The sequence below is a fragment of the Cyclobacterium sp. SOCE241 genome (assembly GCF_056867545.1).
The window spans coordinates 1,488,272-1,501,614 of record NZ_CP149779.1; the positions used below are offsets into that span (position 1 = coordinate 1,488,272).

Genomic DNA, 13,343 nt, shown 5'->3' on the forward strand with positions numbered 1-13,343 from the left:
ATTTGACCATAATGAATATACACGAATATCAAGCTAAAGAAGTATTAAAATCTTACGGAGTCAAAATTCAAGAAGGGATTGTCGCTGATAGCCCTGAAGCTGCACTAGAGGCAGCCAAGAAGCTTACAGCAGACACTGGAACTTCTTGGTATGTACTAAAGGCACAAATACATGCCGGAGGTAGAGGTAAAGGAGAAATTAAAGAAACCGGATCAAGAGGTGTGGTTTTGGCTAAATCGTTAGAAGATGTTCCTGAAAAAGCCAAAGATATATTGAATGGTACACTTGTGACCATCCAAACAGGTGAGGAAGGAAAATTGGTCAAAAAATCCTAGTTGCCCAAGATGTTTACTATCCGGGCAATTCCGAACCAAAAGAATATTACCTTTCTATCCTATTGGACAGAGCCACCGGTAGCAATATTATCATGGCCTCTACAGAAGGTGGAGTTAATATTGAAGAGATCGCCGAAAGTACTCCTGAAAAGATCATAAAGGAATGGGTAGATCCAATGTTGGGCATTCAGCCTTACCAGGCAAGAAACGTGGCCTTTAAGTTAGGTTTAGAAGGCAATGCATTCAAAGAAATGGTGAAATTTATCATGGCTTTATATGCTGCTTATGATGCAAGTGATGCTTCTCAATTTGAGATCAACCCTGTTTTGAAGACATCAGATGATCAAATTTTGGCAGTAGATGCCAAGGTAAATCTAGATGACAATGCACTTTATAGAAACAAAGATCTTGCAGCCATGAGAGACCTTGATGAAGAGGATCCATTTGAAGTAGAAGCTGCAGAATCAGGCCTTAACTATGTGAAGCTTGACGGTAACGTAGGTTGTATGGTAAATGGAGCAGGATTAGCGATGGCCACTATGGACATGATCAAACTTTCCGGTGGAGAGCCTGCTAACTTCCTAGACGTAGGAGGTGGAGCCAATGCACAAACCGTTGAAGCAGGTTTTAGAATCATCCTTAAAGATCCTAAAGTAAAAGCTATCCTTATTAATGTTTTTGGAGGAATTGTTAGGTGTGATAGAATTGCATCAGGAGTAGTTGAAGCCTATAAGTCAATTGGAGACATTAGTGTACCTATCATCGTAAGATTGCAAGGTACAAACGCTGAAGAAGGTGCTAAAATCATCGATGAATCCGGACTTAAAGTAACTTCTGCTATTACTTTAAAAGAAGCTGCAGAAAAAGTACAAAATGTGCTTAGTGCTTAATAAATAAAATTCATTTGCGGCCCTAGTGGCCTGCATGCACCCGTAGTTCAACTGGATAGAATATCGGATTTCGGCTCCGAGGGTTGAGGGTTCGAATCCTTCCGGGTGTACAAAAAAGCCTTCTTATGTGGTTCATAAGAAGGCTTTTTTGCTTACTATTTTCAGTCAGTTCTAGTGCTCCCATTAACTTTTTCAAGTAGGTGCATTGGGTCTTCTCTCCATATCCTTCGTTCAATACAAATAAAAACCTATCAAATAAGGATAAAATCTTATTTTCAGACAAGAAGCACAGCAAATTAGCAAACCATATTTTATTTTCTACATGGGTGGGAATTACCATTAATGTTATAACAAAAATAAATCAGATAATATATCAACACAATTCCTCCCCTAATCTATGATATAAAAAATAGCACTTGGTAAGAACCAAGTGCTACATACTTTATCTAAACAAACAAATAAGTTTGTGCAGAACTAAAAAGATTATATTAATACTAATTTATAAGGAATTATAAAATTATCTTTCAGCCCTACCTTCGGGCATCAAATAATCTAATTTCCTTATGACTCTTTAATCCATTTGAATAAAGTTTGATAAGTTACTCCTGTATCTTTACTGAAATCAGCTTTGGTTTTTCCTTCAGCTTCAGCTTTCTTCCATTCAGCAAGGATGCCTGCTTTTTCTTCAGCAGAATAAGTTCTCCTACCTCTTGTGGCTGGTTTTTCAGCTTTGGCATCAACCCCATAGATAAACTGTAAGATACCCATTAATTTAGAGGCCTCACCTTTTGAGCTTAAACCTAAACTATCTAAATCAGCAATAGCTGAATCTTTTAGATTTTTTGTTACAAAGGGATGTTTCCCCTTTTTGTGTGCTTCGTCAATGGAATGGAAAATATTCCCATCCGCATCTTCCATATAAACCACAGCGTTGGTTTTAGAAAGATCTGAATACTTGTTTAAAAATTCTTGAATAGACATAAAATAATTATTTAGATGATAAATTAAGCGAAGTTACGTTTTATTTCTATTTATTTTACAAAATCCGTACCGTAAAATCTATTTAATTTTTATATACTTAATCAAAACGCATTATAAATATAAATTGTTGTAAAAAATATCATAAAAAAGGAAAAAAGATATAACACAAGGCATCTAAAAATTGAAAATTAGAGAAATATCGTCTACGTTAACGCTATACTGATGAAGTTAAAAAAATTTGTATTATTAAAAGTCAAAAAATAAATGGATTAAAATTTATGATTTAATCATTTAGGTATTTTTCCAAGTTTATTAGGATTTCTGAAACTAAATCGATAAGTTTAATTGGCTTATTTGAGATAATCCAAATTATCACCCTGTTAATGAAATGAATAAGAAGGAAGTTTCATTAAAAATTCATTCTCAAAATTGAAGGAAATTTGAGATCCAATTAAGCTGATCACCTTAAGAGAATATAATGATTGTAAAAAAACAGAATTAATAATCCAATCTGCAAATTATTAAAAACTGAATATGGCTTCAATAATAAACTTCATCTGGCAGAGTATTATTTGCCTCTCTTTTTTCTACATTTTTTATTGGGTTTTCCTTAAAGATGAAAAAACATTTGTGTTTAATAGAGTTTACCTATTGGTCACTCCCTTCCTTGCTGTTGCATTCTCTTTAATTGAGATTCCTGTTTCCTTTGAAACACCCAGCATTTCGTTAGAAAATACTGCTTTTTTAAAGGCATTAGAATTGGACAGCCAAAGGGATATTGCAGGGGCTTATGGTCTTCCTGAAGTTACCGTAACGGATAGTAGGCTTCCCACATTATGGGGTTTTAAAGATTACTTGGTTTTTGGTTATCTTGTAGTTGTCTTGTTATTATTTGCCAGGTTTTACTGGCAATATCTTCAATTAAAAGAGATTCTAAGAAAAGGATGGTACCAAACTTCTTATATACTTAAGGAAAAATACTTCAAGGTTCCTAATTTTGGTCTAACCCCGGTGTTTTCTTATTTTGATAAAGTTTTTTGGGATGATTCTCTTCAACTAAGTAATAAAGAAAAAAAACAGATTCTTAATCATGAAATTGAACATGTTAAACAAAAGCATTCATACGATATAATTATCTATCAGGTTTTCAGCAATGTATTTTGGTTTAACCCAATCATTCATTTAATGAATCGAGCATTAGTTGACTTACATGAATTTCAAGCCGATGCCCGTGTCATTAAAGATGAAGAATTGAAGGACTCCTATCCAAAACTTGTTGCAAAAATGGCTTTCCAAGGAATGGATCTTCCGCTAGGTAGTAATTTTGTTAATTCAACAACCTTGAGAAGAATTAGGATGATGAAAGCCAACCGAAAAACAAATTGGTTTAAGGTAGCAATGCTGGTACCTTTAACTGTATTGGTTTTTGGCTTGATTTCAATGAAAAGCAACAATAGTATTATTTCTTTCAATAATTACTCTACACTTCCGGTTTCATTTCTCAAAAATCAAATAGAGGCGTTTCAAGACTCCATAGAGGTAGGCATAAAATTAAGGAATATAAAAAACCCTACTCACTATGAAAGCATTGGAAAGCTACATCAAGAGTCATTAAATGTTCAAGTGGGGGAATTATCTTATGAATTTACCGGAATTAAAAACCAGCAGGAATACATAAAAGTCCTAAACTTGGTGGAAACATTAAGACCAAATTCCAAACTAAATAAAAAATATGAGAATGCATTTTCCTACCAACTTGCAGATCAAAAACCCGAGCCTAAAGTAGGATGGAATGCTTGGGAGGAATATTTAAGGTCACAGATTCCCGCAAGACTCATTGAAGGAATTCATATGGATGGTGACTTAGTGGCCTTGGAATTTGTTATTGACAAAGAGGCAAACGTGGTAAATGCATCCATCAAGAAGAGTCTGGGAGAAGAGGTGGACCAATTGCTTCTCTCTGCCCTTACCAATGTAAAAAGCCCTACTTGGATACCCGGAAAAAAAGATGGTGAGACGGTAGCGGTAGTAGTAAACACCAATATTAAATTAAAAAAATCAAACAAGTTTAAAACCACCACCAACCAAGAATCATCGAATCAGCGTCAAACCAACCTTTCTAATGCATTTCCTGAAAACAGAGGTTTAGCAGTTAATGATGACTTAAAATCCGGAGCAATAACTTTAGGTCCTGCCTTCAAGACACACTTGCTTGAAAATCTGGTTTTCCCTGAAGACAATATTACTAAAGATATATCCGGAACAACAATTATCAACCTCAAAACAGATTCTTCAGGAAGTATAAAAGGAATTTCTTTTACTCAAAGGATAGATGCCAGTTTCGAAAAAGAAATCCTTGAAGTCCTGTCAAATGCACCAAACTTAAAACCAATTTTGCAGAAAAATGAATACCAACTGCTTTTGCCTATATCTTTCAAAATTACGGGTTCTGATAGTAATAATATAGTTCCAAGTTTGAATAATGATTATGGTGATGTCATTCAAATCGATGGTTACCATGTGCAAAGAGACGCGATAAAAACAACTATAGAAATCCCTGTTCAGGTTATAAAAGAAGGGTTGATTTCATTCAATGGTGTCATCATGCCCGTCAATTCAGGATTACCGAGATTAATAAAAGCATATACCAGCTTTCACTCCGTGGATCATCAATCTATTTTAGTTAATTTTTCAGCGGGAAAAGATATTAAAATGGGTGAAGTTCAAAATGTACAAGCTGCCCTAAGAGATGCCGGTATAACTAAGATTGTTTTTAAAGAAGAAGAAGCAAAAATTCTTAATATAGCTCAATCCCCTATTTATATGATAGATGGAATACTACATCAAGCTCCACCAATTAGCAACTTCCCCAAACCTGAAAACATAAAAACCCTCGATGTGGTAAGTCCTAACAAATTGGACGTATATGGTGAAAAAGCCAAAAACGGTGTTATAGTAATCACAACAAAGTAATTTACGACTGTAAATTTAAACGTTTAAAACCGCACTAAAACATGTCCATTGAAAATACAAACCTACCTTTTGGTAGGTTTTTTTATATATTGCAATTTTAACCATCAAATTAAATATTAAAATGACCTTCAGATATTTTCTTTCCATGTTAATCCTTTCAATGCTTCCGGTATTAACTTATGCCCAAAAAGACACTCATAATGACGAATCAAAAGTTCCTAATATTTCTTTGCCGGACTTATTCGTCAATTCAAAAGGACAAGAAATTAATACCATTCAGGAATGGGAATATAAGAGAAGGCCTGAAATAGTTAATCTTTTTGAAAACAATGTTTATGGCACTATGCCAAAAGCAATAGATGCGTTGAATTTCACTATAGTTAATGAAGATAAAATGGCCATGAATGGTATGGCCACTTTAAAAGAAATTGACATAGAAGTGATTTACAGGACCCAATCCGCAACAATGAGGCTTATATTATTTATTCCTAATGAAAGAGATGAAGCAGCTCCTGTATTTTTATTGATTAACCATAGGGACCCGGAAAATATTGATCCAACTCGAACAATAAAAATGGGGTTTTGGCCTGCCGAAGAAATTGTAAGCCGTGGTTATGCCGCAGCTACTTTTCATGTAAAGGATGTTGCTGATGATGACAAAGTTACATTTACAGACGATATTTTAAGTAAATTATATCCAGAAGAATTAGAAAAGGAAAATGGTATGCGTGGTTTAGGTGCTTGGGCTTGGGGAGCCATGCGCGCCATGGATTATTTTGAAACTTGTCAAGATATTGACGCCAAAAAAGCAGCAGTAATTGGACACTCTAGAGGAGGAAAAGCTTCTCTTTGGACCGGTGCTTCAGATCCTAGATGGGCCATTACTATTTCTAATGAGTCAGGTGCCGGTGGTGCGGCCATATCTCGAAGGAAATTTGGAGAGACTGTCCAAAGAATCAACACTGTTTTCCCTTATTGGTTTACTGATAATTTCAATAAATACAATAATAATGAAGCCTTACTTCCAATTGATCAACATATGTTAATTGCTGCCATGGCCCCACGAGCCGTGTATGTGGCCAGTGCGTCTGAGGATTTATGGGCAGACCCTAAAGGAGAATACATGTCATTGCAACTTGGAACAAGGGTGCATCGAGAGATTTATAAGATGAAAGGAGATTTTCCTAAAGCAATTAACTCTCCGGGAAATCCTGTTCACCTACCCTATGCAGGTCACCATATCCGTGAAGGGAAACACAATCTGACCCCTTACGATTGGAATTTATTTATGGATTTTGCGGATAACTATTTCAGGTTTAATAATGAATAAAAACAGACGGCATTTCCTACAAAAATCTGTCAAACTCACAGGTATTCCCTTAGCCGGCCCTCTTTCATTCCCTTACATTTCCGAAACGTATGAACAAATTGAAAATTATACCAGAGATCTAGGCATTAAACTATGTCTTGCATATTTCTGGGGAATTGAACCCAGAAAGACAGCCCTATCACGTCAAATGGATGTGCTTGGGGCAGTTAGCCCTGTCAATTCCGGATTGGCTAATTTGCCTGGAGAAAAAGACAATTCAAGAACAGTAATTAAGGCCGTAAAAAATGCTTGGACACGTGAAGGGCTTACCTTAAGAGTCATAGAAGGTCCTCCTTACCTTGGAGAAAAAACAAAGCTTGGCTTACCCGGACGTGATGAAGAAATTGATAACTTTATCACTCTTATAAAGAATTTATCCCTTGAAGGGATTGATACCATATGCTATAATTGGATGCCTATAATTAGTTGGGCCAGAACTATTGTTGACAAATCAAGTAGAGGTGGTGCTTTAGTAAGTGGATTTGATGTGACGGCAATAAAAAATAAGCCGCCCATAAATGAATACGGCAACTTGACACCTGAAATTATGTGGGAAAATTTAAAGTATTTTTTAAAGGCTGTATGTCCGGAAGCTGAAAAACATGGGGTAAAATTAGCTTTACATCCTGATGATCCACCCATTGACAATATCCAGGGAATTCCACGCATCATGACATCCGTTCAGGCATTTAAAAAAATGTTGGAGATTTATCCAAGTGTATATAATGGAATTACTTTTTGCCAAGGAAGTTTTGCCTCTATGGGAGATAGTACTGAGCAAGTGAATATTCCTGAAGCCATAAAATATTTTGGAAAAAGGAATGTCATCCATTTTGTACATTTTAGGGATGTACTTGGAAACAAACATAACTTTGAAGAAACCTTTCATGATGCAGGGAAGACGGACATGTTTGCAGCAATGCAGGCTTATCGAGACATTGGATTTAAAGGCCCAATGCGACCTGACCATGTACCTACTATGGCCGGAGACAGTAATGATAAACCGGGTTACAGTACCATTGGAACCTTATTTGCCATTGGCTACATTAGAGGTCTTATGGAAGGCGTAGGAAAAGGTGAAAATTGATTGAATAATAAAATCAAACTTTCAAATAAACGATGTTATCAATAAAACTTCTTTAAGTTGATAAGGCTAACACAATACCGTCTTTCAACAGCTTCATCCTGTTGATAATCAGAAAGCTAATTTAATGGCCTTTTTCCAATTTTTTAAGTAATAAACTAAAACTGTTTTTATGAATCGTTGGTTAAAATATTCTCTTCTAATTTTAGCAGGAATTCTGGTATTTTTATTTGTCTTTGGATTGTATCAATTTCGGGATAGGCACAAAGGTTATGACCTAAACCTTTCCTTGCAAAATGAAGGCACTGCAGGGTTAAGCGCGGGTTTTGCTATTGCAGATATCAGCCCCGTGGGATATGATACCTGGCAAGATGTCAATGGAGATGCTGAATACAATGAAGAAGAGGGGGATTATTACAACGACCTCAATCAAAATGGTAAATTTGACCCTATTTGGCTGGCTGGATTTCAACAAAACAGGCCTGCATCAGGGATAAATGATCCATTATGGGCAAGGGCCATGGTATTGGATAATGGCCAAATAAAATTTGCACTTTGTGTCATTGACATGATTGGGTTTGGAAATGATGAAGTGGTTTCCTTAAGGAAAAAAATCCTTGAACAAACAGATCTAGATCACTTAATTATCACGAGTACACATGTGCATTCTTCTCCTGACATGATGGGAATGTGGGGTCCGGGACCATTTACTAGAGGAGTTGATGATCACTATAAATCCCTGGTGTTTGAGGGAATAACTGCCTCGGTATTAGAGGCCTATGAAAATAGAAAACCGGCTTATTTAAAATTTGCCATTAACGAAAGTGATGCAGCTCCATTGGTTGGGGACACCAGAGCACCCAAAGTATATGATGCAGCCATAAGATTGATGCAGGTAATGGAAATGGGAACTGACAAAACCCTAGGAACAATCATGAATTGGGGCAACCATCCAGAAACACTCTGGGCTGATAACACATTGGTAAGTTCAGATTTTCCCCATTATTGGAGAGAATATATGGAAAAAGGCATTGTTTACAACGATTCTATTTATCACAAAGGCCTCGGAGGTGTTTCCATATTTCTTAATGGTGCATTGGGTGGATTGATGACCACCAGACCTAGTGATCCAGTGATTCACCCCTATACCAAAGACACGCTAAAGGCTGCTACCGTAGAAAAAATAGATGCACAAGGATTGGCACTTGCCAAGATAAGTTTTGAGACCATGGCCAAAGGAATGGATACGGTTTACCAAAGTAACTTGGCTATCCGAGCCAAGACAGTAACTTTACCCATGAAAAATAAATTATTCAGGTTGGCCTCTTTTATAGGAGTATTTGACAGAGGTTTTATGTCATGGGGAAATGTAAGGTCTGAAGTAAATGTATGGAAACTTGGCCCTGCCACATTCGTACATATTCCGGGAGAATTGTACCCGGAAATCCTTAACGGTGGCGTGGAAGCATCGGAAGGAGCTGATTTTGGTATTGCACCAGTAGAAGTGCCCGCCATAAAAAGCGTGATGCCGGGCAAATATAAATTCTTTAGTGGAATGGCCAATGATATGATTGGTTATATTGTACCCAAAAGCCAATGGGATGAAAAACCTCCTTTCACCTATGGCCGAGAGACTGCCCCTATGGTGAAGTTAATTCTTTAGGTCCCGAAACGGCCCCTATCCTTCACAGGGAGACTTTAAAACTACTGAATGATTTGTCTAAAACATCCGCTACCTTAGAGAAAAATTAACCTTACCCAATTCTATGAACAGCAAAGCCACCTCAGTTGAAGCCTATCTTGAAGAAATTCCTGACGAAAGAAAAGAAGCTTTTAATAAATTAAGGCAAACGATACTTTCAAACCTACCTGAAGGGTTTGAAGAGACCATGAGTTATGGCATGATTGGCTATGTAGTCCCTCACTCAGCATATCCTGCAGGTTACCATTGCAATCCAAAACTCCCTTACCGTTTGTAAATATCGCCAATCAAAAAACTACTTGGCTTTGTATCATTCCTGCATTTATGCTGACAGTGAACTAATGCGATGGTTTAAAGAGGAATTCCCAAAACACAGTAAGGCCAAATTAGATATGGGTAAAAGCTGTATCCGCTTAAAAAAATGGATCAAATCCCCTTTGATTTGATAGGTGAATTAATTACAAAAGTGAGTATGCAAGAATGGATCAACACTTACGAAAATAGCATAAAAAAATAGGGTGGAAAAAATTCCAACCCTATTTCATCAATTATTAAAGCCTAAGGCATATTATTTTTTAGCGATGTATTCCAACAAGTCAACAACTTTATTAGAATAACCCCATTCGTTGTCATACCAAGCTACCAACTTAACAAAAGTATCATTCAATTGGATTCCGGCACCAGCATCGAAAATTGAAGTTCTGGCGTCTCCAATGAAGTCATTAGAAACTACTGCATCTTCAGTATATCCCATAATACCTTTCAATTCACCATCAGCAGCCTCTTTCATTTTAGCACAAATCTCTTCATAGGTAGCTCCTTTTGAAAGCCTTACAGTAAGATCAACTACAGAAACATCAGGAGTTGGAACCCTAAAGGACATACCTGTAAGTTTTCCGTTCAATTCCGGAATTACTTTACCTACAGCTTTAGCAGCGCCCGTAGAGGAAGGGATAATGTTTTGACCGGCTCCTCTTCCACCTCTCCAGTCCTTCATTGAAGGTCCATCAACAGTTTTTTGAGTGGCAGTGGTAGCATGAACGGTAGTCATTAGACCTTCTTCAATACCCCAGTTGTCATTCACTACTTTGGCTAAAGGTGCTAGACAGTTGGTCGTACAAGACGCATTGGAAACAAATACCATGTCAGAAGTGTAAGTTCCTTCGTTTACTCCCATTACGATCATTGGGGTATCGTCTTTTGAAGGAGCTGACATCACTACTTTCTTGGCACCGGCATCAATATGACCTTGTGCTTTTTCTTTGGTTAAGAATAAACCGGTAGATTCTACTACATACTCTGCGCCAATTTCAGACCATTTCAAATCCGCAGGATTTCTTTCAGAAGTCACTCTGATTGCATTCCCGTTTACAACTAACTGGCCATCTTTAACTTCAACATCACCTTTAAAAGGACCGTGAGTTGAATCATATTTAAGCATGTAGGCCATATAATCTACATCAATTAAGTCGTTAATGCCCACAATTTGAACATCTTCTCTTTCTTGTGCAGCACGGAATACGAGTCTTCCTATCCTACCGAATCCATTGATACCTACTTTAATTTTTTCCATAATGTTGATTGTCTATTCTATGGTTTAAAAGATTACTATTTTTTGCTGTTCACCGCCTTGGAAATAAAATGAAGTTCTAGTGCTGAACAATTCAAAATTAGCCAATTGGTCTATTTGATCTTTCCTTCCGAAATTTTCAATGGCCAAATTTATAAAAATTAAATTTATCATTGAAATTTTGGTTTTGAATAGTTTCAAAAACTTATCAATTATCAGACAAACCTTTCGTTCTGAAAATTTATATTAATTTTGATCTTTACTTCAATTGCTTTATGGAAGAATTAGATCAAATGCAGATCAATTTTGGAGAGGATTCCTTATTTTTAATGAACGTTTCTCTAGCCGTTATTATGTTCGGTGTCGCCCTTGAAATTAAACTTTCGGATTTCAAATATTTATGGTCGCAGCCCAAATCATTTTTACTTGGCATTACCTCCCAATTTCTCTTGCTCCCTTTTCTAACCTGGGTGTTGGTTTTATTTATCCAACCCAGTCCCAGTGTAGCCTTGGGAATGTTCTTGGTAGCAGCCTGCCCCGGAGGAAATATTTCAAATTTTCTAACCAATTATGCAGGCGGTAACAGCGCCCTCTCGATTAGTCTTACGGCTTTCGCCACATTAAGTTCGATTGTTCTCACTCCTTTTAATTTCGCAATATGGTCGGAGCTTTATTCTCCTTCTGCGCACTTACTAAAAAGCATCAGCTTAAATTACAGTGATGTTTTTGAAACCGTAGCACTTATTCTTGGCATTCCACTATTATTAGGAATATATGTCAACAAGAAAAAACCGTTTCTGGCCGAAAAAATGGCAAGCCTTCTCAAACCTATCAGTGTGGTAATCTTTATCAGTATTGTCATTATTGCATTTTATAGCAATTTCGACCTTTTCATTAAAGTCATTGGTTGGGTTTTTGGTTTGGTTTTGATGCATAATCTTGTGGCCCTGGGCTCTGGTTTTAGCCTGTCGAAAATCTTCGGTTTAACCCTTGGAGACACCAAAACACTTACCATTGAGACCGGAATTCAAAACTCAGGACTGGCCTTGGTTTTGATTTTTAACTATTTTGATGGCTTGGGAGGAATGTCTATTATCGCAGGCTGGTGGGGCATTTGGCATATCATTTCAGGCCTTACCATCGCTAGCCTTTGGAAAAAGTACAATTATGTGGCAAAGGTTGTTTAATACCCTACTCAAACGCTTAGTGAAAACCGCCTTATGGTTTTACTATTCAGATATTGAAGTCCTTGGAAATTGGAAGACCTATAAGGACAGGCCCATCTTAATAATTGCCAATCACCAAAATGCCTTATTGGATGCTTTATTGATCGCAACATTTATCGACCTAAAGCCTTATTTTCTCGCAAGGGCATCTGTTTTTAAAAACCCCTTGGTTGCCAAAATATTGGCTTTTATAAGAATGATTCCTGTTTATAGAATCAGAGATGGGTTTGGAACAATTTCCGGAAACAACAATAGCTTTGCGTTTTGTAAGTCTATCTTAAAAAATAACGGTTCAATATTGATTTTCCCTGAAGGAAATCATTCCCTAAAACGCAGGCTTAGGCCCCTTAGTAAAGGTTTTACAAGAATTGTTACTGCTACTTTGGAAGATGACCCTTTCTTCGATTTAATTATCCTACCCATAGGAATAAGCTATCAAGCCCACCAAAAATCCGGCACTAAGGCCTTATTAGAAATTGGAACACCAATAGCTGCTAAGGCATATTATGGAAAGGAAAAAGATTTGGTCAAACAATCAAGAAAGGCTCTGGAATCACTAACCTTACATTTACCTGAAGAAAATTATGACAATTCTTTAAAACAAATGCTTCTGTCAGGTGCTGACATCACCAGATGTAGAGAAAAAACGGTAATGGAACCCAATAAAAAATTAAAGCCTACCCAAAATTGGAAAAACCGGCTTTTTAAAGTCTTTCATTTTCCCCTTTGGCTGGTATGGAAATGGATTGCGCTCAAAGTAGAAGACCCCGTATTTTATGGAACCATTAAATTTTGCATAGGATTGGTAGGCATTCCACTTTATTACCTTGCCCTATTGATCTTAATTGCTAAGCTTTTTCACCAGCCATAGCTTTGATTTGCATTCTACTATTGCTACTGGTTCTAAAAATGAATAGCAATCATTACAATATTGATGAAGAGAAATTGATCAAATAGCGATTTTTCAAACCCTATACCTAAGCTCTTTTTCCCACTAACTTTGAAAATAAAATTATTGCTTATTTACAGTAGAAACTATTCCTCTTACTTAAGAAAGGAAAAGTGACTTCTTGTAACAAATCGATACACTTATAACTTCACCTAGCAAATTGGTTTTCCGTTCCCTGCGAAGATGATTATTCTGAGACTCATTTATACCCGAAATATGCAATAGACAATCTATTACGTGCTGAAATCGCTTTAAAATACCCAA

General features: G+C 36.7%; 9 protein-coding genes, 1 tRNA gene and 1 pseudogene. 9 read left to right on the forward strand and 2 right to left on the reverse strand.

Annotated elements, in window-relative coordinates; all coding sequences use genetic code 11:
• Positions 1 to 11: 11 nt before the first annotated feature.
• Together sucC and WG932_RS07310 are read left to right on the forward strand one after the other, a co-directional pair.
• Positions 12 to 1,225, forward strand: a pseudogene (sucC, locus tag WG932_RS07305) (ADP-forming succinate--CoA ligase subunit beta).
• A 36-nt stretch (positions 1,226 to 1,261) separates the two neighbouring features.
• Positions 1,262 to 1,335: transfer RNA gene (locus WG932_RS07310), tRNA-Arg, on the forward strand.
• Positions 1,336 to 1,786: 451 nt separating this feature from the next.
• On the opposite strand, the gene WG932_RS07315 is transcribed toward WG932_RS07310, so the two are convergent.
• Positions 1,787 to 2,206 carry a transposase gene (locus WG932_RS07315; protein ID WP_014022615.1) on the reverse strand — a complete coding sequence of 140 codons (420 nt, stop codon included), beginning with the start codon at positions 2,204 to 2,206 and terminating at the stop codon, positions 1,787 to 1,789.
• A gap of 630 nt (positions 2,207 to 2,836) precedes the next feature.
• Between WG932_RS07315 and WG932_RS07320 the strand changes: the two genes are divergently transcribed.
• From WG932_RS07320 to WG932_RS07340, 5 genes are all read left to right on the forward strand, one after another.
• Complete coding sequence (locus WG932_RS07320) at positions 2,837 to 5,179, forward strand: M56 family metallopeptidase (protein WP_483087479.1); 2,343 nt, start codon at positions 2,837 to 2,839, stop codon at positions 5,177 to 5,179.
• Positions 5,180 to 5,300: 121 nt separating this feature from the next.
• Entirely contained in the window at positions 5,301 to 6,509 is a 1,209-nt protein-coding gene (locus tag WG932_RS07325; protein ID WP_483087480.1) for a glucuronyl esterase domain-containing protein, read from the forward strand.
• Positions 6,502 to 7,635, forward strand: coding sequence for a mannonate dehydratase (locus tag WG932_RS07330; RefSeq protein WP_339675050.1), 1,134 nt, complete (start codon positions 6,502 to 6,504; stop codon positions 7,633 to 7,635). The genes WG932_RS07325 and WG932_RS07330 overlap by 8 nt, the downstream gene beginning before the upstream one ends.
• A 169-nt stretch (positions 7,636 to 7,804) precedes the next feature.
• On the forward strand, positions 7,805 to 9,295 hold the full coding sequence (locus tag WG932_RS07335) for a hypothetical protein (RefSeq protein ID WP_483087481.1): 1,491 nt from the start codon (positions 7,805 to 7,807) through the stop codon (positions 9,293 to 9,295).
• 103 nt (positions 9,296 to 9,398) lie between these two features.
• On the forward strand, positions 9,399 to 9,611 hold the full coding sequence (locus tag WG932_RS07340; protein WP_483087482.1) for a DUF1801 domain-containing protein: 213 nt from the start codon (positions 9,399 to 9,401) through the stop codon (positions 9,609 to 9,611).
• A 291-nt stretch (positions 9,612 to 9,902) separates the two neighbouring features.
• Here WG932_RS07340 and gap read toward each other — a convergent pair whose 3' ends face one another.
• On the reverse strand, positions 9,903 to 10,907 hold the full coding sequence (gene gap / locus WG932_RS07345) for a type I glyceraldehyde-3-phosphate dehydrogenase (protein WP_483087483.1): 1,005 nt from the start codon (positions 10,905 to 10,907) through the stop codon (positions 9,903 to 9,905).
• A gap of 272 nt (positions 10,908 to 11,179) precedes the next feature.
• Between gap and WG932_RS07350 the strand changes: the two genes are divergently transcribed.
• Positions 11,180 to 12,091 (forward strand): bile acid:sodium symporter family protein, encoded by a 912-nt coding sequence (locus WG932_RS07350; protein WP_483087484.1) that lies wholly within the window; start codon positions 11,180 to 11,182, stop codon positions 12,089 to 12,091.
• Entirely contained in the window at positions 12,072 to 13,001 is a 930-nt protein-coding gene (locus tag WG932_RS07355) for a 1-acyl-sn-glycerol-3-phosphate acyltransferase (protein WP_483087485.1), read from the forward strand. Before WG932_RS07350 ends, WG932_RS07355 begins: the two co-directional genes overlap by 20 nt.
• Positions 13,002 to 13,343 lie beyond the last annotated feature (342 nt).

Coding starts and splice junctions, on each gene's coding strand:
- WG932_RS07355 (WP_483087485.1), top strand. CDS start 12,072: ATGTGGCAAAGGTTGTTTAATACCCTACTCAAACGCTTAGTGAAAACC.
- WG932_RS07315 (WP_014022615.1), bottom strand. CDS start 2,206: ATGTCTATTCAAGAATTTTTAAACAAGTATTCAGATCTTTCTAAAACC.
- gap (WP_483087483.1), bottom strand. CDS start 10,907: ATGGAAAAAATTAAAGTAGGTATCAATGGATTCGGTAGGATAGGAAGA.
- WG932_RS07350 (WP_483087484.1), top strand. CDS start 11,180: ATGGAAGAATTAGATCAAATGCAGATCAATTTTGGAGAGGATTCCTTA.
- WG932_RS07325 (WP_483087480.1), top strand. CDS start 5,301: ATGACCTTCAGATATTTTCTTTCCATGTTAATCCTTTCAATGCTTCCG.
- WG932_RS07335 (WP_483087481.1), top strand. CDS start 7,805: ATGAATCGTTGGTTAAAATATTCTCTTCTAATTTTAGCAGGAATTCTG.
- WG932_RS07340 (WP_483087482.1), top strand. CDS start 9,399: ATGAACAGCAAAGCCACCTCAGTTGAAGCCTATCTTGAAGAAATTCCT.
- WG932_RS07330 (WP_339675050.1), top strand. CDS start 6,502: ATGAATAAAAACAGACGGCATTTCCTACAAAAATCTGTCAAACTCACA.